General features: G+C 64.4%; 18 protein-coding genes, 1 tRNA gene and 1 pseudogene. 10 read left to right on the plus strand and 10 right to left on the minus strand.

Translation table 11 applies throughout. The annotated features are described in order from the left end of the window. Positions 1–152 precede the first annotated feature (152 nt). From rpoN to ACVIW0_RS39185, 5 genes are all read right to left on the minus strand, one after another. Complete coding sequence (gene rpoN / locus ACVIW0_RS39165; protein ID WP_461357086.1) at positions 153–1,808, minus strand: RNA polymerase factor sigma-54; 1,656 nt, start codon at positions 1,806–1,808, stop codon at positions 153–155. A 90-nt stretch (positions 1,809–1,898) separates the two neighbouring features. Next, on the minus strand, positions 1,899–2,882 hold the full coding sequence (lptB, locus tag ACVIW0_RS39170) for an LPS export ABC transporter ATP-binding protein (RefSeq protein WP_461357087.1): 984 nt from the start codon (positions 2,880–2,882) through the stop codon (positions 1,899–1,901). A gap of 413 nt (positions 2,883–3,295) precedes the next feature. Then, positions 3,296–4,027 (minus strand): LptA/OstA family protein, encoded by a 732-nt coding sequence (locus ACVIW0_RS39175; RefSeq protein ID WP_461357088.1) that lies wholly within the window; start codon positions 4,025–4,027, stop codon positions 3,296–3,298. A gap of 5 nt (positions 4,028–4,032) precedes the next feature. Next, positions 4,033–4,779, minus strand: a complete 747-nt coding sequence (lptC, locus tag ACVIW0_RS39180; protein ID WP_461357089.1) for an LPS export ABC transporter periplasmic protein LptC — start codon at positions 4,777–4,779, stop codon at positions 4,033–4,035. A gap of 170 nt (positions 4,780–4,949) precedes the next feature. Next, the gene (locus tag ACVIW0_RS39185; RefSeq protein WP_461357090.1) at positions 4,950–5,564 is read right to left on the minus strand and encodes a ribonuclease H-like domain-containing protein; all 615 of its coding nucleotides are present in this window, start codon (positions 5,562–5,564) and stop codon (positions 4,950–4,952) included. A gap of 364 nt (positions 5,565–5,928) precedes the next feature. On the opposite strand from ACVIW0_RS39185, the gene ACVIW0_RS39190 reads away from it, so the two are divergent. Further along, on the plus strand, positions 5,929–7,197 hold the full coding sequence (locus tag ACVIW0_RS39190; protein ID WP_461357091.1) for an MFS transporter: 1,269 nt from the start codon (positions 5,929–5,931) through the stop codon (positions 7,195–7,197). Between the two features lie 110 nt (positions 7,198–7,307). Here ACVIW0_RS39190 and ACVIW0_RS39195 read toward each other — a convergent pair. Beyond that, positions 7,308–7,394 (minus strand) — tRNA-Leu (locus ACVIW0_RS39195). A gap of 148 nt (positions 7,395–7,542) precedes the next feature. On the opposite strand from ACVIW0_RS39195, the gene ACVIW0_RS39200 reads away from it, so the two are divergent. Beyond that, positions 7,543–8,511: a complex I NDUFA9 subunit family protein gene (locus tag ACVIW0_RS39200; protein WP_461357092.1), complete on the plus strand. Its 969-nt coding sequence runs from the start codon at positions 7,543–7,545 to the stop codon at positions 8,509–8,511. A gap of 142 nt (positions 8,512–8,653) precedes the next feature. Here the strand turns inward: ACVIW0_RS39200 and ACVIW0_RS39205 are convergent, their stop codons facing one another. Further along, positions 8,654–9,460 carry an undecaprenyl-diphosphate phosphatase gene (locus ACVIW0_RS39205; RefSeq protein ID WP_461357093.1) on the minus strand — a complete coding sequence of 269 codons (807 nt, stop codon included), beginning with the start codon at positions 9,458–9,460 and terminating at the stop codon, positions 8,654–8,656. 263 nt (positions 9,461–9,723) lie between these two features. Between ACVIW0_RS39205 and ACVIW0_RS39210 the strand changes: the two genes are divergently transcribed. Genes ACVIW0_RS39210 through ACVIW0_RS39220 form a run of 3 tightly spaced genes read left to right on the plus strand, consistent with a single transcriptional unit; the run spans position 9,724 to position 12,384 of the window. Continuing rightward, complete coding sequence (locus tag ACVIW0_RS39210) at positions 9,724–10,416, plus strand: glutathione S-transferase family protein (protein ID WP_461357094.1); 693 nt, start codon at positions 9,724–9,726, stop codon at positions 10,414–10,416. Then, positions 10,365–11,552, plus strand: a complete 1,188-nt coding sequence (gene queG / locus ACVIW0_RS39215; RefSeq protein ID WP_461357095.1) for a tRNA epoxyqueuosine(34) reductase QueG — start codon at positions 10,365–10,367, stop codon at positions 11,550–11,552. Before ACVIW0_RS39210 ends, queG begins: the two co-directional genes overlap by 52 nt. A gap of 34 nt (positions 11,553–11,586) precedes the next feature. Then, on the plus strand, positions 11,587–12,384 hold the full coding sequence (locus ACVIW0_RS39220) for an acyl-CoA thioesterase domain-containing protein (RefSeq protein WP_461357096.1): 798 nt from the start codon (positions 11,587–11,589) through the stop codon (positions 12,382–12,384). Positions 12,385–12,511: 127 nt separating this feature from the next. Here ACVIW0_RS39220 and ACVIW0_RS39225 read toward each other — a convergent pair whose 3' ends face one another. Together ACVIW0_RS39225 and ACVIW0_RS39230 are read right to left on the minus strand one after the other, a co-directional pair. Further along, positions 12,512–12,979 (minus strand): nuclear transport factor 2 family protein, encoded by a 468-nt coding sequence (locus tag ACVIW0_RS39225; protein WP_461357097.1) that lies wholly within the window; start codon positions 12,977–12,979, stop codon positions 12,512–12,514. A gap of 141 nt (positions 12,980–13,120) precedes the next feature. After that, positions 13,121–13,958: pseudogene (locus ACVIW0_RS39230) on the minus strand (alpha/beta hydrolase). A gap of 229 nt (positions 13,959–14,187) precedes the next feature. On the opposite strand from ACVIW0_RS39230, the gene infC reads away from it, so the two are divergent. From infC to rplT, 3 genes are all read left to right on the plus strand, one after another. Continuing rightward, positions 14,188–14,727, plus strand: coding sequence for a translation initiation factor IF-3 (infC, locus tag ACVIW0_RS39235; RefSeq protein ID WP_024584293.1), 540 nt, complete (start codon positions 14,188–14,190; stop codon positions 14,725–14,727). 381 nt (positions 14,728–15,108) lie between these two features. Then, complete coding sequence (gene rpmI, locus ACVIW0_RS39240; protein ID WP_008539890.1) at positions 15,109–15,309, plus strand: 50S ribosomal protein L35; 201 nt, start codon at positions 15,109–15,111, stop codon at positions 15,307–15,309. A 75-nt stretch (positions 15,310–15,384) separates the two neighbouring features. Beyond that, positions 15,385–15,744: a 50S ribosomal protein L20 gene (rplT, locus tag ACVIW0_RS39245; protein WP_461357098.1), complete on the plus strand. Its 360-nt coding sequence runs from the start codon at positions 15,385–15,387 to the stop codon at positions 15,742–15,744. A 61-nt stretch (positions 15,745–15,805) separates the two neighbouring features. Here rplT and ACVIW0_RS39250 read toward each other — a convergent pair whose 3' ends face one another. After that, the gene (locus ACVIW0_RS39250; protein WP_461357099.1) at positions 15,806–16,216 is read right to left on the minus strand and encodes a hypothetical protein; all 411 of its coding nucleotides are present in this window, start codon (positions 16,214–16,216) and stop codon (positions 15,806–15,808) included. A 236-nt stretch (positions 16,217–16,452) separates the two neighbouring features. Between ACVIW0_RS39250 and pheS the strand changes: the two genes are divergently transcribed. Together pheS and pheT are read left to right on the plus strand one after the other, a co-directional pair. Next, positions 16,453–17,535 carry a phenylalanine--tRNA ligase subunit alpha gene (pheS, locus tag ACVIW0_RS39255; protein WP_461357100.1) on the plus strand — a complete coding sequence of 361 codons (1,083 nt, stop codon included), beginning with the start codon at positions 16,453–16,455 and terminating at the stop codon, positions 17,533–17,535. Between the two features lie 346 nt (positions 17,536–17,881). Beyond that, entirely contained in the window at positions 17,882–20,290 is a 2,409-nt protein-coding gene (pheT, locus tag ACVIW0_RS39260; RefSeq protein WP_461357101.1) for a phenylalanine--tRNA ligase subunit beta, read from the plus strand. Positions 20,291–20,361: the final 71 nt, after the last annotated feature.

A 20,361-nucleotide genomic window follows, 5' to 3' on the forward strand; every position in this document is an offset into this window, starting at 1 on the left:
CACTCTTGCTGGAGCATGGTGCTTGCTGGCTTCCGGTCACCTCCCTTGCTGGACGACGCTTCGCCTGGACGATTGAGACTAATCCGATTTGGCGCGAACGCAACGAGCGCATGGCCCGCTCCGTACTCGGACGGGCATGCTCAAGGAGTAACCTAAACGGAGGCCGTATCGCGCGAGCGGTCGGGCGCGGAGGCAGGAGCCGAGAGGGCATTACCAAGCATGCTCTGTTTGTCACGGCGGCGCTGCACCGAGGATGGTATCCGCATCGCCTCGCGATATTTCGCGACGGTGCGCCGGGCAATATCAATGCCCGAAGCGCGCAAACGTTCCACGATCGTGTCGTCGGACAGGATCGCCGACGGCGCCTCGCCATCGATCAACTGCTTGATGTGGTGACGCACCGCTTCGGCCGAATGCGCCTCGCCGCCGTCGGCGGACGCGATCGACGCGGTGAAAAAATACTTCAATTCAAAACTGCCGCGATTAGTCGCCATGTATTTGTTGGCGGTGACGCGCGACACCGTCGATTCGTGCATCTGGATCGCGTCCGCGACCGCTTTCAGATTGAGCGGCCGCAGATGCGCGACGCCATAGGTGAAGAACCCGTCCTGCTGGCGGACGATCTCCGTCGCGACCTTCAGGATGGTGCGGGCGCGCTGATCGAGCGCGCGGACCAGCCAGGTCGCGTTCTGCAGGCAGTCGGTGAAGTACGATTTGTCACCGTCCTTGCGGATCGTCTTCGACAGCTCAGAGTAATAGGTCTGGTTGACCAGCACGCGCGGCAGAGTGTCGCTGTTGAGCTCGACATGCCAGCCGCCGTCAGGACCCGGACGCACATAGACGTCGGGCACCATGGTCTGGGTCCGCGAGGTGCCGAACTTCAGCCCGGGCTTTGGATCGAGCCGGCGGATCTCGGCGATCATGTCGGTGATGTCTTCATCGTCGACGCCGCAGAGCTTTCGCAAGGCCGCGATGTCGCGCTTGGCGAGCAGGTCGAGATGCTCGACCAGCGCCTGCATGGCCGGATCGTAGCGATCGAGCTCGCGCAGCTGGATCGCCAAGCATTCGCTCAGGTTACGCGCGCACACGCCCGGCGGATCGAATTTCTGCAGCACCGCGACGACCTCGTCGACCGCTTGCTGCGATGCGCCGAGCCGCTCGGCAGCCTGGCCGAGATCGGCCGGCAGATAGCCGGCGTCGTCGACGAGGTCGATCAGGTACTGCCCGATCATGCGCTGCGCCGGCGCTGAGAACGCCACCGCGAGCTGTTCGGCGAGGTGGTCGGCGAGCGTCAGCTCGGCGGCCACGAAGGCTTCGAGATTGTATTCGTCGTCGCTGGAGGCGCCACCGCCCCATTCGGTATAGACCGACGGCGCCGCGTCCTGCGCGGCGCGCGCGGCGGCTTCCGCCGGCTCTTCGGAGAACACGTTGTCGAGACCGGTATCGAGCGTCTGCTCGATCTCGGCGCGGGTGCCGAGGTCGCGGTTCAGCCACTCCTCCTGGCCTGGTTCGAAAGCGGCCTCGCCACCCGAACCCGCAGCCATGTCGGACGAGTCGCCCTCATCCCCGTAGCTGCTGGAACCGTCGGAATCGCCGTAGTCCGCCCGCTCCATGACCGGCTCGCCGGCCACCGGGGGCTCCGGCCCGTCGGCCGCCCGCTCCAGCAGCGGGTTGCGCTCCAGCTCTTCCTCGACAAAGGTCGACAGATCCAGGTTCGACAGTTGCAGCAGCTTGATCGCCTGCATCAGCTGCGGCGTCATCACCAGCGACTGCGACTGGCGGAACTCTAGTCTTTGCGTCAGCGCCATGGAGGCAAGATCGACCTTAAAAGTTGGCTCGATTCTTGCTTATCTTAGTCCGTGAAGCTTGTACACGGCTTGACGGAAGCAAAATTTGGGCTAAAGGCGGAATTCCTCGCCAAGGTAAAGTCGGCGCACATCCGGGTCGTTAACGATGTCCTCCGGACTGCCCTCAGTCAAGATCTCACCGGCATAGACGATGTAGGCACGGTCGGTCAGGCCGAGCGTCTCGCGGACATTGTGGTCGGTGATGAGCACGCCGATGCCGCGGTTGGTGAGGTGCCGCACCAGGTCCTGAATGTCGCCGACCGCGATCGGGTCGATGCCGGCGAACGGTTCGTCGAGCAGCATGTAATTTGGCCGCGTCGCCAGCGCGCGGGCGATTTCGACGCGGCGCCGCTCGCCGCCGGACAGCGCGATCGACGGGCTTTTGCGCAGCCGCGTGATGTTGAACTCGTCGAGCAGCGAATCCAGCTCGTGCTCGCGCTTTTTCTTCGAGGGCTCAACGACCTCGAGCACGGCGCGGATGTTTTGCTCCACCGACAGGCCGCGGAAGATCGAGGCTTCCTGCGGCAGATAGCCGATGCCGAGGCGTGCACGCTGGTACATCGGCAGCTTGGTGACGTCGTGGCCGTCGAGCTCGATCGCGCCGCGATCGGCCTTGATCAGGCCGGTGATCATGTAGAACACGGTGGTCTTGCCGGCACCGTTGGGTCCGAGCAAGCCAACCGCCTCGCCGCGGCGCACATAGATGCTGACGCCGCGCACGACCTGGCGGCTGCCAAAGCTCTTTTCCACGCTATGCACAGCCAGGTAGCCCGGCCGCTTGATCAGCTGGGGCGCGGCCGCGGTGTTGTTGCGGGCGGGCCGCGCACGCGCCGGGGCGGGTGCTGCGGCCGGCTGGGGTCGCAGCTCGACCGCGGGAGCCGACGCGGCGCGCGCCATCGGCGGCGCATCACGCACCGGAGACGTCAGCATCTCGCCGAACTGGTCGCCGAGTGCCGTGATGTCGTCATGCGCGCGCGCAAATCCGGATCTGCGTTTCGCAGGGCGCCGCCGGAACATGCCGAGAAAATCCACCATCCCCGCTTCGCTTCAGCCTTTCACGGATCCCGCGACTTTTGCCTGCTGACCAATCGATTCGCATGCGAAGGCGCAAGCATGAGCCGGAAAACTGAACACCGGCCTTCCTTCGCAACAAAAGCGGACGCGTTTGCGGCGAAGATCATGCTCAAATAGCACGGCAAAGCGCGATCGCCCGCGCCTTGAATGATGGATGCCCCTCCGGCCGACAAGACTTCCCCTCAAGGCGCATCGTTCGGCCGGGCCGCAGCAGTAGATACAGTCTCGCCCCGCACGCTTCAACCTCGCGGCCGCGAAATATTATCTAATTCTTTGATTTATCTTGCTTTTGGTGGTCTGGCGGAAGCTGACGGGAGCTTACGGAACTGGCCGCGCGCGCCGCGCCCCATAGCCATCCGCGCATCACCGATCGGCTATTTCGGCTTGCTGCCGGGAATCAATTGAAGCGGCGACGGGGCGGCAGGCGCCGCGCCGGGCGCGGCCGGCGTTCCGCAGCCGCCCTTGCCGCTCTGGCCGCCCTGCGACTGGATGAACAGGCCCTGCACCTTGCCGCTATCGGATTCCACTCGTGAGACGCCGGTGGTCATGTCGACCAGCAGACGATCGCCGCGCAGCACGTTCTGGCACTGGGTCAGCACCACCTGGCCGCCACCGCCGCCAAGCATGGTGATCAGATTGGTCTTGGTGTCGAAGATCGCGGTCTCGCCAGTGACGACCTGGTCCTTCTGGGTCACGACGACATTGCCCTTCGCCTCGAGCCGCTTGATCGAGGACGCGCCACCGGGGCCGGGCGTCGCCGACTGCATCGGAGCGGTCCCCTTGGCGGAAGCGGCCTTGGTGCCGGCCGGCGCAGGTGCCGGCGTCTGGGTCGATTTGTCCTCATAGAACACCACCAGGATCTTCGAGGTCATGGTGGTGTCGCCCTGCACCACCTTCACGTTGCCGGAGAAGGTCGCCTCCTTCTTCTTGTCGCGCATTTCGAGCGCGGCGGCCTCGATCTGGATCGGCTGGTCGCGGTTCTGCGAAAAGCCCTGCATGGCGTTGGGAACGCCGCTCATCGAGCCCTGTGCGGAGGCCGCGCCGGTTGCGAGCAGCGCAAGCAGGAAGGCCGCAATTGCCGTGCCGTACGGAAAACGTCTCATCATCAAAATCATTTCGGGTTGGCGGATTTGCGCGCCTTCGGCGGCGCCGGAGGAGGAGGTGGCGGTGCGGGCTCGGCTTGCGGGCTCGGATTGTTGTCGCCAAGCTTGTCGAGGTACATCACGACATTGCCTTCGAAACGCACGAGCTCGCCGCTGTTGTAGATCCTGAGCCGGTCTGATGTCAGCGTGCCCTGGAGCAGCTTGACGTCGACATGCTCGTCCGACGACACGTTGCCCTTGTTGATGTCGACAAAGGCCTGCGTCAGCTTCGCCTCATAGCCGGTGGAGGATTGCAGGAAGATATCCTGGCGCAGATCGAGCAGCTGCTTCTTGTTGTCGAAGAAGCCGGTGCGCGCATCCATCGTCACGGTCGAGTCGTCCTGCTGCGCCACCTTGGCGCGGATCGTCTTGAGCTCGACATGATCAGGATCGGTGACGTCCTGGATCGCCGCCTTGGCCCACATTTCATAGGGCCGTCCTTCGGACGAGAAGCCGGCGATGTGCGGCGATTCCATCGTGATCTTGGTGCCCGACACCACGAGGTTGTCCATCTCGACCGGCAGCTTGGGGATCAGTTCGCGGAATGGATTGTAGACCGAGACGAAGATGATCGAAGCCATCGACAGCCCGACCACCGCGGGCACCGCAACGCGCAGGATCCGCACCATGCGGCTGTGCCGCGCGGCGGCAGCAAAGCGCGCCTCGAGGCCCGTGACATAACCGGGATTCTGGGCTGGATTCTGAATCGAATTCACCTGAGCTCCAGAGGCGCGAAATCGCCCCTATTCTAGCCGGAGCCGCCCAAATATGCAGCCCGGACCTCGCGTCGCGCCCCCCGCAAGGGACCACGCGTGAACAGTTTGGCCGAAACGGGGCGGAACGGCCCCTGCCGCGACGAATTCGGCGCCCATCATGAACGGCGAAATCATGAATGGGCGAAGATGTCCTCGGCCTCCCAGCCGTCGAGATCGAGCCTGGCGCGGGCGGGAAGGAAACCGAAGCAGGCCTGGGCCAGGTCGGTGCGTCCTTCGCGCGCGAGCATCACATTCAATCTGTCGCGCAGCGCATGCAGGTGCAGCACGTCGGACGCGGCATAGGCGAGCTGGGCTTCGCTGAGGCTCTGCGCGCCCCAGTCGCTCGACTGCTGCTGCTTCGACAACTCGACGTTGAGCACCTCGCGCACCAGATCCTTCAGGCCATGGCGGTCGGTGTAGGTGCGCGACAGCCGCGAGGCGATCTTGGTGCAATAGACCGGCGTCGGCATCACGCCGAAAGTGTTGTAGAGCACCGCAACGTCGAACCGCGCGAAATGGAAGATCTTGGTGATGTTGGGATTGGCGAGCAGCACCTTCAGGTTCGGCGCATCGGTGTGACCCTTCGGAATCTGGATCACATCGGCGGTGCCGTCGCCGTTCGACATCTGCACCACGCAGAGCCGGTCGCGATGCGGATGCAGCCCCATGGTCTCGGTGTCGATCGCAACGGAATCGGTGTAGCGCGTGAGATCGGGCAGATCGCCGCGATGCAGGCGGATGGTCATGAAATAAGGCCTCGGGTCTCGGGTCGATTCGACAGACGACAGTAACCCCCAAACGCCGGGGATGCGAGCGCATAGGCGGTCGCCAGGCGGCCCAGCCCGGGGTTACGCCCCGCTCTTGCCACATCCCGACACGGCTGCCCAGTATCGCTTGAGCTCTGTTGCATTTGGATCACGCTGCAATTCAAACGATTGGTGACGGGATGACCCGAGGCCTCGCAATACCCATATAGACGAGCGGAAATTTCGCGGTTCTTGATGACACTTCCGCGCATTTTTTGCGTGTCCGCGCCGATGAAATCCACGAACGGGGCCCTATCTGTGCCCAGCCGCTCGCACGTCCTACTCATCTTCAGAAATGAGCCTCATGTCGGAACAGACCATCGCCGCGCCGATCGATGACGACCAGCAGGAGCGCGGCTTTTCGCGCTATCAAACGTTCCTCATCGCGCTGCTGGCCTTCACGCAGTTCACCCTGATCCTCGACTTCATCATCATGTCGCCGCTCGGTGCCATCCTGATGCCGTCGCTCAACATCACGGCCGGACAGTTCGGCGTCGCAGTGTCAGCCTACGCCTTCGCGGCCGGCATCTCCGGCATCCTCGCCGCCGGCTTTGCCGATCGCTTCGATCGCAAGCGACTGCTGCTGTTCTTCTATGTCGGCTTCACTTTTGGCACGGTACTGTGCGCGCTGGCGCAGAATTTCCACGTGCTGCTGCTCGGCCGCATCGTCACCGGCCTGTTCGGCGGAGTGATCGGCTCCGTGGTGCTCGCCATCGTCACCGACCTGTTCCCACTGCAGCTGCGCGGCCGGGTGATGGGCTTCATCCAGACCGCATTCGCGGCGAGCCAGGTGCTCGGCGTGCCCGCCGGACTTTTCCTCGCCAACCACTGGAACTGGCACATCTGCTTCGTCGCCATCGTCGGCCTGTCGCTCGCGGCAATCGCCGCCATCGCGTTGTTCATGGAGCCGGTCGACGGCCATCTCAAGCTGCAGCACGACCGCAACCCGTTCCAGCATTTGTTCTCAACCGTGACGCAGCCGCGCTACACGCTGGCCTTCCTGGTGACGACGCTGCTGGCGACCGGCGGCTTCATGCTGATGCCGTTCGGCAGCGCCTTCACCGTGCACAATCTCGGCATCGACATCGTCCATTTGCCGACGATCTATCTGGTCTCCGGGCTGTTCAGCATCGCGATCGGGCCGCTGGTCGGCCGCGCCAGCGATGCATTCGGCAAATATCCGACCTTCATCTTCGGCTGCGTGGTCTCCGTCATCATGGTGCTGATCTACACCCATCTCGGCCACGTCTCGCTGCTGACCGCGATCATCGTCAACGTGCTGATGTTCGTCGGCATCTTCTCGCGCATGATCCCCTCGCAGGCGCTGATGTCGGCGATCCCCGACGCCAGCCAGCGCGGCGCGTTCAGCGCGGTCTCGGCCTCGGTGCAGCAGCTCTCGGGCGGACTGGGCTCGGTGGTCGCGGCCGCGATCGTCGCCGAGAATGCGGACGGCTCGCTGCTGCATTTCGACCGGATCGGCTACGTCGTCGTGGCGAGCTCGATGATCTCGCTGATCGCGATGTATTTTGTGCAGAAACCGATCGCGCGGCGGGCCGGCAAGCGGATGGTGTGAGGCAGGCGCCAGTCGGCGGATCTAGACGCGACCCCGCCCGCCTCCGGGGTCACGGCCTCGCCGCATCCATCCTCCGGATGCTCAGCGATTCCAATCGCTTAAAAAGGGGGTGGTGCCCAGGAAAGGACTCGAACCTTCACGGCCGTTAAGCCACTGGCACCTGAAGCCAGCGCGTCTACCAATTCCGCCACCTGGGCATGTGGAGCGGCTTAGTAAGGATCGGTTACGCGCTTGTCAAATTCGCGATTGAAAATTCAAATAGCCTGTACAGGATTGGGCTGATGGCGTATCGCGAGAAGCGCTAAATGCGCTCAATCACTCTCGAATCCGGCAGGAATGGACCTCATGGCATCGAACCTGGAAACGCTCGTCACAGTCTTCGGCGGATCGGGTTTTCTGGGACGGAACGTGGTCCGGGCGCTGTGCAAGCGCGATTACCGCGTGCGAGTCGCGGTGCGGCGGCCCGAACTGGCGTTCCATCTGCAGCCGCTCGGCCGCGTCGGGCAGATTCATGCCGTTCAGGCCAATGTGCGCTACCCGGCCTCGGTCGAGGCGGCGATGCGCGATTCGCAGGTCGTCATCAATCTGGTCGGCATCCTGGCCGAGGGCGGCGGGCAGAGCTTCGACGCCGTGCAGGTGAAGGGCGCCGAGACGATCGCCAAGGCGGCCGCCGCCGCCGGCGCCCGGATGGTCCATGTCTCGGCGATCGGGGCCGATAAGGATTCGCTGTCGAGCTATTACCGCGCCAAGGCGGAGGGCGAGCAGGCGGTACTGGCGGCCGCGCCACAGGCCACCATTATGCGGCCGTCGCTGCTGTTCGGGCCCGAGGATCAATTCACCAACCGCTTTGCCGCGCTGGCCCGGATGTCGCCGGTGCTGCCGCTGGTCGGCGGCGGGGTCAACAAGTTGCAGCCGGCCTACGTCGCTGACGTCGCCGACGCGGTGGCCGATGCCGTGGACGGCAAGGCGAAGGCAGGCGCCACCTACGAGCTCGGCGGGCCTGAGGTGCTGACCATGCGCGAGGTGATGCAGATCATCCTCCAGATCACCCAACGCGATCGCATGCTAGCGCCGCTGCCGTTCGGCCTCGCCAAGCTGCAATCCTATGTCCTGCAGTTCGCGCCGGGCCCGTTCACGCTGACGCCCGACCAGGTCGCGATGCTGCGGTCGGACAATGTGGTGTCCGACGCCGCCAAGGCCGCCGGGCTGACGTTTGCCGGCCTCGGCATCACGCCGGATTCGATGGAAGCGGTCGCCCCGCAATATCTCTGGCGCTTCCGCGCCACCGGCCAGTTCCAGAAGAAGAGCGCGTAGGCTCTATCCTCGTCGTCCCGGCGAAGGCCGGGACCCATAGCCACGATTCTCTGCTTTGTGCAGAGCTGTGGCCCCATCTCGCGTAACCAACAACGACTCGTGGTTATGGGTCCCGGTCTTCGCCGGGACGACGAGGTGAGTCTTATCGCCCCATCGCCAGCGCGATCAGGCCGAGCGTGCCGACGATCACACGCCACCAGGCAAAGAAGGTGAAACCACGGCGGGTGACGAAGTTGAGGAACGCCCGCACCACGATCATCGCCGTGATGAACGACACCACGAAGCCGACCGCAATCACGCTGAGACCGTCGGAAGTGAAGTCGGCACGGTTCTTGTAGAAATCATAGGCGAACGCGCCGATCATGGTCGGGATCGCCAGGAAGAACGAGAACTCCGCGGCCGAGCGCTTGTCGGCGCCGAGCAGCATCGCAGCGACGATGCTGGCGCCGGAGCGCGACACGCCGGGGATCATCGCCAGACACTGCGCGACGCCGATCCAGAAATACATCAGCAGCGGGAACCGGGTCGCATCGTCCTCATAAATCTTGAGGTCAAGCTGATCGACCCAGAGCAGCACGGCGCCGCCGACGATCAGCGTGAAGCAGACCACCCACGGATTGAACAGGAATTCCTTGATGTACTTGCCGGCGATCAGGCCGATCACGACGGCGGGCAGGAACGCCACCAGCACGCCGATCACGAAGCGGCGGTCGTCGGGATTGGAGAACATGCCGAGCGCGACGCGCCACAATTTGGTGAAGTACAGCACGAGGATCGCCAGGATCGCGCCGAGCTGAATCAGGATCGCGAAGCTCTTCCAGAAATTGCCTTCGCCGAGATTGAAGAAGCGCTCCGCGAGCAGCAGGTGGCCGGTGGACGAGACCGGCAGGAACTCGGTGACGCCCTCCACGATGCCGAGAATCACTGCCCGCAGCATATCCGTCATCATGATGTGGCCTGTCCTGTGTGGAAAACGGGATTCTTCTCGCTTATTCGCACATTGGCCGCAATCGCAAAAAATCGTCAAACAATGGGTTACCCGGCCGATTTGCTGAGCTATAGCGTTTTTGTGACCCGCGCCATCTGCGAGGGTGGCTACCGGTTTGTGTGCTGACGCGACATAGAGACGACCGGAACTGGTCTGGCCAAGGCACGGGTCCGGACCGCACAGGTTGATGGTTTCTTAATCGCCGTGAATCTACCAAGGGCTTCATGTACACGCTGTATCACCATCCGTTCTGTCCGCATTCGCGCTTCATCCGCCTCGTGCTCGGCGAGTATGGTCTCGATCTGCGTCTGGTGGAGGAACGGGTGTGGGAGCGGCGCGAGGCGTACCTGGCGCTGAATCCGGCGGCGACCACGCCGGTCCTGATCGCTGAGGGTTTTCCGCCGATTCCGGGCGCTCCTGTTATCGCCGAATATGTCGACGAGACGCATGGGCTGGATGCCGGCGAGCGGCGGCTGTTGCCGACGTCGTCGGCCGAGCGCGTCGAGGTGCGCCGGCTGATGGCATGGTTCAACGAGAAATTCTTCGAGGAAGCCTCCAACCCGCTGGTGACCGAACGGATCTACAAGCGCTTCATGAGCGAAGATAATGGCGGCGGCCCGCCGGCGCCCGACATCATGCGCGCCGCCAAGGTCAATGTGCGCTATCATCTGAGCTATATCGGCTGGCTGGCGAAGACGCGGAACTATCTCGCCGGCGACCGCCTGACCTACGCGGATCTCGCCGCCGCGGCGCATCTCTCGGCGATCGACTATCTGGGCGATGTGCCATGGGGCGAGGACGACGCGGCAAAGGCGTGGTACGCGCGGGTGAAATCCCGCCCGTCGTTCCGCCCGCTGCTCAGCGAATGGCTGGCGGGGGTGCCGGCGTCGCGCACCTATGTGGACCTCGACTTCTGAACCCTGCAGTCACGCTCTCACCATCCGATCTGAAGGCGGCGCTTCGGCGCGAGGCGCGCGCGCTCGGCTTCGATGCCATCGGCTTCACCGCGCCTGATGCGACCAGTGAAGCCGGAAAATACTTCCTCGAATTCCTCGGCAGCGGCGGGCATGGCGACATGGACTGGCTCGCAGCCAATCCGCAACGGCGTGCCGACCCGCGCGTGCTGTGGTCTGGCGTGCGCTCGATCATCATGCTCGGCGTCAATTACGGGCCCGCTGATGATCCGCTCGATATTCTCGCGCGCCACTCGCATGGCGCGATCTCGGTCTATGCGCAGGGCGACGACTATCACGACGTCATCAAGAAGCGGCTGAAGATTCTAGCGCGCTGGCTCGCCGCGGAAACCGGCGACGAGGTGAAGGTGTTCGTCGACACCGCCGCCGTCATGGAGAAGCCGCTGGCGCGAGCCGCAGGGATCGGCTGGCAGGGCAAGCACACCAATCTCGTGTCGCGCGAATTCGGCTCCTGGCTGTTCCTCGGCGCGATCTATTCCGCGACCGAGCTGCCGCGCGACGAAGGCGAAGTCGATCATTGCGGCAGCTGCCGTGCCTGCCAGGACATCTGCCCGACCGCGGCGTTTCCCGCTCCCTACAAGCTCGATGCGCGTCGCTGCATCTCCTATTTGACGATCGAGAACAAGGGCCCGGTCCCGCACGAATTTCGCAAGGCCATCGGCAACCGCATCTATGGCTGCGACGACTGCCTCGCAGTATGCCCGTGGAACAAGTTCGCGCAAGAAAGCCGCGAGCAGAAGCTTGCGGCGCGCGATGCGTTGCGGGCACCAGCGCTCGCCGACCTCGCGCGGCTCGACGACGCCGCGTTTCGCGCGCTGTTCACGAAATCGCCGGTCAAGCGCATCGGCCGCGATCGCTTCATCCGCAATGTGCTGATCGCGATCGGCAACTCCGGCGATGCCAACCTTGCCGGCGAGGCGCGGCGCCTGCTCGACGATGCAAGCCCGCTGGTGCGTGGCGCTGCGGTGTGGGCGCTGTCGCAATTGATGCCGCACGACGCGTTCGCGGCGCTGGCGTCACGGGCCGGCGGCGAGCCTGATATCACCGTGCAGCAGGAGTGGCGCGCGGCGGCCTCTTGATTTCGGCGCGCCGTTCCCGTCATGGTCTCACGCCATGACAAACCAGCCCTTCTTCACCAGGCACGGCGACGGCTTCATGCCGACATCAGTTGCCAACGGACCGTGGAGTCCGGAGTCCCTGCACGGCCGCGTCGTGATCGGCCTGCTCGCCTTCGTCATCGAGGAGCGCCACGGCTCCGACGAGTTCGTGCCCGCGCGACTGACCGTTGACATGTTTAGGCTGCCCAACATCACGACGCCGATCGAGGTGACGACCAGGCTCGTCCGCGACGGCATGCGCATCAAGATGGTCGAGGCCGAGTTTGTCTCCGGCGGCACCAGCATGGCGCGCGCCTCCTGCCAGTTGTTGCGCAGGACGGAAAATGCCCCCGGCAATGTGTGGTCGCCGCCGAACTGGAGCGTGCCGGCACCGGCAGACATTCCGAAGCCGGCCGATCCGAGGCTTGGCATGAACGGCAAATGGGAGACGCGGCCGATCACAGGCCATATGGGCTCGCTCGGCGAACGAAGGCTCTGGATGAGCGAGGTCCGCGAGCTCGTCGAAGGCGTGACAATGACGCCGTTCGTCCATGTCGCCACCGGCGCGGACTTCGCCAGCCCCTTTGCGAACGCCGGCGACCAGGGCCTCGGCTACATCAACAGCGACGTCACGATCTATCTGCACCGCCTGCCCGTGACCAACTGGATCGGCTTTGAGGTCGTCAACCACCACGCCACCGATGGCATCGCGATCGGCGAATGCTGGCTGTATGACGAGCAGGGCCCGATCGGCACCTCGACTGTGGCTGCGCTCGCCCAGCGCAAGCCGATGACCAATCCGCCGCCGCCGTAAGTCTCTCCGCCGTCATTCCGGGGCGCGCGAAGCGCGAGCCCGGAATCCATTTCACCACCTGCGCTGCGGCCTGATGGATTCCGGACGGCGCATCCCGGAATGACGACGGAGAAGTCCGTCGCGCAGCTCAAGCCAAATGCCGTTGCATCTCCGGCCGAGCCCTCAACGCCGTGCCCTGCTTGCCGACGATCTTGGCAATCCGCTCCGGCGCGAAGTTCAGATCGACGAAGGCGGGCGCGGTGTTGGCGACTTCGCGGTACTCCGCGATCTTGCCGGCGCGCAGCCGCATGATCGCGACGCCCTCGAACATCGCCCGTGCGCCCCTGGCTTCCGGCAGGGTCGAGCGGTAGCTGAACGTGTAGCGCGCGTAGAGTGTCGTGCCGTCGCTGACGGGATCGTGCATCACCCAGCGGAAATCGGTCGCGGTGCGGTAGAACCAGTCGTCGATCATCTCGGCGATTTTGGCATGGCCCGCAAACGCGCCGTAGAACACGTCGTGATAGATGCCGTCCTCGGTGAAGAGATCGGCAAAGGCCTTGCCGTTGCGCTGCTCGACCGCGTCGCAGAACGCGCGCAGCATCATTGTGGTGTCCATTGGCGTTGCTCCCAGCCACTCTGTCATGCCCCGCGCAGGCGGGGCATCCAGTATTCCAGAGCGGTTGCCTTAGATCGAGAGGCCGCGGCATACTGGATCATCCGCTTTCGCGGATGATGACATCGTGCAAGATGAAAGCGCTTAGCCGAACTCCGCCACCGCGGCGATGATGCGCGCGATGTCCTGCGGCCGCGACAGGCGGTGATCTCCGTCCTGGATCATGGTCAGCACCACGTCCTCGGCCGGCAGCCGGTGCACCAGCGCGAAGGCGTGCTTCCACGGCACGTCGGGATCCTGCGCGCCCTGCAGGATGCGCACCGGGCAGCCGACATCGATTTGGGTTCCGAGCAGCAGATGGTTGCGGCCCTCCTCAATCAAATTGCGGGTGATCGGATAGGGCGAGCCGTCGCCATATTCCGACGGCCTGAGCCATAGGCCCTTGGTCTCGATCTCGGCGCGGATTTCCGGCGAGAAACCTTTCACACATCAATTCCTCGGTGAAATCGGGCGCCGGCGCGATCAGAACGAGGCCGGCGAGCGAGGCGGCGCCCTTGCCGCGCTTTGCGAACTCGCGCGCCAGCAGCAGGGCCATCCAGCCGCCCATCGAGGAGCCGATCACGATCTGCGGCCCGCTGCAGAACTGCGAGAACACCGCCAGGCTCTCCTCGAGCCAGCGCCCGATGGTGCCGTCGACGAATTCCCCGCCGGATTCGCCGTGGCCGGAATAGTCGAACCTGACCGAGCTGCGGCCGTGTTCGGCGGCCCACGCGTCGAGTGCGATCGCCTTGGTGCCGGTCATGTCGGATTTGAAGCCGCCGAGCCAGAACAGGCCCGGCGCACCACTTGTGCTGCCGGGCGCACCACTTGTGCTGCCCGGGGCGCCGCCGGCGCGGGCGCGCACCGCGATCCGGCGCGCGCCGCTACCCTCGCCGACCTCGATGAAGGCGGGTTCCTGTCCGGTTGCGGCGGTTTGGCTCATGGTTCGGTCACTCGCGTGTCAGATATCTGGTTTTCAATCGTCGCGCGGCAACGGTCAACGGCAGCACGCGACGCCTTGCGGAGCGGATGCACCCGCTATATGTGCCGGGCGTGGCCAAAATGCCTCGCAATTGGCGGTTTTGCCGCGTAAGGGAGCGAGTTCGCTTGCCCGTCGCAGCGTCTTGCTTCAAAATATCCGCCTTCCCTTTCACAACTTTGGAGAGTTACCCATTCGCCGTCCCAATAGAGCCCCGCCCACAGTCGCCAAAGACGGGCCGCGCACCAATGATGAGATTCGCAACGCGCAGATCCAGCTGATCGATGCCGATGGTGTCAACAAGGGCACCGTCGAGACCATGGTGGCCATCAAAATGGCCATGGAAGCCGGCATGGACCTCGTCGAGATTTCGCCGAATGTCAGTCCTCCGGTCTGCAAGATCATGGACTACGGCAAATACAAATATTCCGCGCAGAAAAAGGCCGCCGAGGCCCGCAAGAAGCAGAAGGTCGTCGAGATCAAGGAGATCAAGCTCCGCCCGATGATCGACGATCACGACTATGACGTGAAGATGCGCGCGATGCAGCGCTTCTTCGAGGAAGGCGACAAGGTCAAGATCACCTTGCGCTACCGCGGTCGTGAGATGGCGCACCAGGAGATCGGCACCAAGCTCTTGGACAAGGTGAAGGCCGACGTGGCCGAGTTCGCCAAGGTCGAGCAGGACGCGAAGTTCGAAGGCCGCCAGGTCGTGATGGTGCTGGCGCCGCGCTAGTTTCGAATTGGTTTGTAGCTTCTGTGAAGCGGCCCGTCAGGCGATCTGGCGGGCCACTTCTATTTCGAACCCGTAGCCCGGATGAAGCGCAGCGAAATCCGGGAAGTGGATCCGCGGCGGCAGCTGCCCCGGATTGCGCTTCGCTCCATCCGGGCTACCCGGTTCCCGGCCTGTTTGGCTGTCTCAAACGTTGCAAAACCGCCGATCCTCTGTCATAAGCCGGGCCTTCGCCGCCCGGCTGATCAAGGGCTGCCGTGGCGACGTCCAGTGCAGGTTCTTTCAATTCGGAAAAAACCTTAGCACTTTCAACGCTCTAACGAGCATTTTAGCCGGCCGGACGCCTCTCGGGGCGGTCTTCGTGCTGTGCGACAGGAGAGCCAAATGCCCAAGTTGAAGACCAAGTCGGGCGCCAAAAAGCGCTTCAAGGTGACCGCCACTGGCAAAGTCATGCACGCCCAGCGCGGCAAGCGCCACGGCATGATCAAGCGGACGAAGAAGCAGATCCGTCAGCTCCGCGGCACCCGCGTGCTGTTCAAGACCGACGGCGACAACGTCAAGAAGTACTTCTTGCCGAACGCCTGATCGCGCCGATCCGCTTGAACCCTCGCCGCGGCTGCGCGGCGCCCCGTCACCTCTTCCAGATCAAGGATTTCCGTCATGTCTCGCGTCAAACGCGGTGTGACCGCTCACGCCAAGCACAAGAAAGTCTACAAGGCCGCCAAGGGCTATTATGGCCGCCGCAAGAACACCATCCGGATCGCCAAGCAGGCGGTCGAAAAGGCCGGCCAGTACGCCTTCCGCGACCGCAAGCGCAAGAAGCGCACCTTCCGCGCGCTCTGGATCCAGCGCATCAATGCCGCGGTCCGTCCGTTCGGCATGACCTACAGCGTGTTCATCAACGGCCTGTCCAAGTCGGGCGTCGTGGTCGACCGCAAGGTGCTGTCGGATCTCGCGATCCACGAGCCGGTGGCGTTCCAGGCGATCGCCGAGAAGGCCAAGGCGGCGCTGGCGGCCTGATCAGAGCATGATCCGGAAAAGTGGCTACCGGTTTTCCGATCAGATCATGCTCAAATAAGGCCTAGCGGGCCTTGGGGCCCGCTTTCAGCGCCTTCTGCGAAAAGCGCTGGGCGACGATCGCCCTGCAGAACGCTGTGAACGAGCGGTACATGGTGCCGCTTTCGTTGTCGTATTTGTGGTCACAGCGTTTGAGCTGGCTGGTATAGGCCTTCTTCGGCGCGCCCTTGAGGCCGGCCAGAAAGTCTGCCTCGCATTTCTTCTCGACCACCTCGCCGAACTGGATGTCCCCGCTGGCGCCGTATTCGCACGCCTCGAAGACCTTCATCGCGCGGTTGCAGCTCGGCGCCTTCTCGAGCTCCGTGATGATGTCGTCCATCTGGGTCGATTTGGCGGGGCATGCCTCGGTCGCGGCATCCGCTGTTCCGAGCATCAACAGGACCGCTGGAACGGCCAGGCAGGATCGCAGCAACATCGCGTGGGTCTCCTCCAACTCCCCTTGGGTAGCGCGGCCTCCGCGCCGGGTTCAACGCAGCCCGCCATAAACCCGAAAACGACTTGGGCCCGAAATGACCGGCTTTTTGCTTGACGTTACGGCCTTCGGGCGGCGACAACCCAGCCGAATTTTCGCGCATGGTCCGCAAGTCGGGGCCCGGTCCGCTTCCGGTTCTTCCCTCCAGATCATGCTCCGCTCAAGCGCAGGAATTGACCGTGTCCGACCTCGCAACGCTCGAACAATCCATCCTCGACCAGATCGCCTCGGCCGGTGACGAGGCCGCCCTCGAGGCGGTGCGGGTCGCCGCGCTCGGCAAGAAGGGGGCGATCTCGGCCTTGCTCGCCACCCTCGGCAAGATGTCGCCGGAGGAGCGCAAGACCGAGGGTGCCAAGATCAACCTCGCCAAGGACGCGGTGACGCAGGCGCTCGCGGCCAGGCGCGACGTTCTGAAAGCCGCCGCGCTCGATGCGCGCCTTGCCGCGGAGACCATCGATGTCACGCTGCCGCTGCGCGAGACGTCGGCGGAGACCGGCCGCATCCATCCGCTGAGCCAGGTGTGGGACGAGCTCACCACGATCTTCGCCGACATGGGCTTTGCGGTCGCCGAAGGTCCGGACATCGAGACCGATGACTATAACTTCACCAAGCTGAACTTCCCCGAGGGCCATCCGGCCCGCGAGATGCACGACACCTTCTTCTTCAAGCCGAAGCAGGATGGCTCGCGCATGCTGCTGCGCACCCACACCTCGCCGGTGCAGGTGCGCACGATGCTGAGCCAGACACCGCCGATCCGCGTGATCTGCCCGGGCCGCACCTATCGCATCGACTCGGATGCGACCCACACGCCGCAATTTCACCAGGTCGAAGGCCTCGTGATCGACAAGGGCTCGCATCTCGGTCACCTGAAATGGATCCTGCACGAGTTCTGCAAGGCGTTCTTCGAGGTCGACCACATCAACATGCGGTTCCGGCCGTCGTTCTTCCCGTTCACCGAGCCGTCGCTCGAGGTCGACATCCAGTGCCGCCGCGACAAGGGCGAGATCCGCTTCGGCGAGGGCGAGGACTGGATGGAGATCCTCGGCTGCGGCATGGTGCACCCGAACGTGCTGCGCGCCTGCGGTATCGATCCCGACGTCTACCAGGGCTTCGCCTGGGGCATGGGCATCGACCGCATCGCGATGCTGAAATACGGCATCGCCGATCTCCGCCAGCTGTTCGAGAACGACATCCGCTGGCTCAACCATTACGGCTTCAAGCCGCTCGACATCCCGACGATCGCGGGCGGGCTGAGCACGTGATGTCGCTGCGCGCAAACGACGTTGCAAAGACTCTCTCCGTTCCCTCCCCCCTTGCGGGGGAGGCTCAGGGAGAGGGGTGGCCGCGGGCGCTGATCGCAGTCGCTAGGCAGTACATCTCCGCGAGTCCTTTTTGCTTCGATGTTGCTGGCGCTGCCCGCAACGCAACGTCGTTCCGAGCAAGCGGCGTACCCCTCTCCCCAACCCTCCCCCGCCGCAAGTCGGGCTTGCCCGACTTGCGCAAATTTATGATGCGCAACCGGGGTAGACCCCGGTTGCGTGGGGGAGGGAGCCCTGCCGCCGTCGCAAGTATCGCAATGGACACCAACAAGAACCGAGGCATGCAGCCATGAAGTTCACCCTCTCCTGGCTGAAGGAACATCTCGAGACCGACGAGCCGCTCGACAAGCTCGCCGACAAGCTCACCATGATCGGGCTCGAGGTCGAGAACATCGAGGACAAGGCGAAGCAGCTTTCGCCGTTCACCATCGCGCGCGTGATCTCGGCCGAGCAGCATCCGAATGCGGATCGTTTGCGGGTGTGCATGGTCGACACCGGCGACGGGGCTGAGCCAGTGCAGGTGGTGTGCGGTGCCCCGAATGCGCGGGCCGGGTTGATCAGCGTGTTCTCGCCGCCCGGCACCTACATCCCCGGCAAGAACATCACGCTCGGCGTCGGCACGATCCGCGGCGTCGAGAGCCGCGGCATGCTGTGCTCGGCGGCCGAGTTGCAGATCTCGGAAGACCATGACGGCATCATGGAGCTGCCGGCGGACGCGCCGCTCGGCAAGGGTTATGCCGACTGGGCCGGGCTCGGCGATCCCACGATCGAGATCAATCTGACGCCGAACCGGCAGGACTGCACCGGCGTGCACGGCATCGCCCGCGATCTCGCCGCCGCCGACATGGGCAAGTTCAAGGATCCCGGCATCAGGCCGATCAAGGGCGAATTCCCCTGCCCGGTCGAGGTCAAGGTCGAAGACGCCACGCTGTGCCCGGGCTTCGCCCTGCGGCTGGTGCGCGGCGTGAAGAACGGTCCGTCCCCGGAATGGCTGCAGAAGCGGCTGACCTCGATCGGCCTGCGTCCGATCAACGCGCTGGTCGACATCACCAACTTCATGACCTACGACCGCGCCCGCCCGCTTCACGTGTTCGACGCCAGGAAGGTGCAGGGCAACCTAACCGTTCGCCGCGCCAAGGACGGCGAGACGCTGCTCGCGCTCGACGGCCGCACCTACACGCTCGACAGCAATATCTGCGTGATCGCGGACGAGCACGGCGTCGAATCGCTCGCCGGAATCATGGGCGGCGAGGCCTCGGGCTGCGACGACAACACCACCGATGTGCTGATCGAATCGGCGCTGTGGAACGAGATCAACATCGCGCAGACCGGCCGCAAGCTCGGCATCAATTCGGATGCGCGCTATCGCTTCGAGCGCGGCGTGGACCCGGCCTTCATGGTGCCCGGGCTCGAGCTCGCGACCAAGCTGGTGCTGGATCTCTGCGGCGGCACGCCGTCCGAGAACGTCGTGGTCGGCAAGCAGTTCGGCGAGGATCGCGTGATCGACTTCCCGCTCACCGAAGTGAAGCGCCTCGCCGGCATCGAGGTGCCGCTGGTCGAGATGAAGCTGATCCTTACCCGGCTCGGCTTCATGCTGGCCGGCAACGGCCCGGTGGTGAAGATCGCGATCCCGTCGTGGCGAACCGACGTGCAGGGCAAGGCCGACATCGTCGAGGAGATCGTGCGCATCGTCGGCGTCGACAAGGTGCCGATGACGCCGTTCGAGCGTGGCGAGGAGCCGCGCAAGCCGGTGCTGACGCCGATGCAGCTGCGCACCCGCCGCGTCAAGCGCGCGCTCGGCGTCCGCGGCATGGTGGAGGCCGTGACCTGGTCGTTCATCACCAACGATGCGGCAAAACTGTTCGGCGGCGGCCAGAGCGAGCTCGTGCTCGCCAACCCGATCGCAGCCGATCTCTCTGACATGCGGCCGAGCCTGCTGCCCGGCCTGGTCGCCGCCACTCAGGCCAACATCAACCGCGGCACTCCCGATGTCGCGCTGTTCGAGGTCGGCCAGGTGTTCCGCGGCGACAAGCCGGAGGATCAGCTCGTCGCCGCCTCCGGCGTGCGCCATGGCTACGCCTCGTCGCAGGGGATCGGGCGGCACTGGACCGGCGCGGCTGCGGCGGAGGCAATGGATGCCAAGGCCGACGCCTTCGCCGTGCTGGCGGCTGCCGGCGCACCGATGCAGGCGCTGCAGATCGTCCCGGGCGGCCCGGCGTGGCTGCATCCGGGACGTTCCGGCACCATCCAGATCGGCCCGCAGAACGTGCTTGGATATTTTGGCGAGCTGCACCCGCGTGCGGCCGAGGCGCTCGGCGCCGACGGCCCGATGATCGTGTTCGAGGTGATCCTCGAGCGGATTCCGGCGGGCAAGCAGCGGGCGACGCGCGCCAAGCCGGTGCTGGAGCTCTCTGCATTCCAGCCGTTGTCGCGCGACTTCGCCTTCATCGTCGATCGCAGCGTCAAGGCCGGCGACATCGTCCGTTCGGCGCAGGGCGTCGACAAGAAGCTGATCACCAATGTGACCGTGTTCGACGTCTACGAAGGCAAGGGCATCGATCCCGACAAGAAGTCGATCGCGATCGCGGTGACGATCCAGCCGCGTGAGAAGACGATGACCGACCAGGAGATCGACGTGGTTGCGGCCAAGGTCGTCGCCGAGGTGACGAAGAAGACGGGCGGCACGCTGCGGGGGTAGTCGGGCCGCGTGCGCCGCTGCTGCGTTCCCTCTCTCGCTTCGGGGACGCGGATCGGGAATGTACGCGGACC

The organism is Bradyrhizobium sp. USDA 4454 (assembly GCF_054822705.1).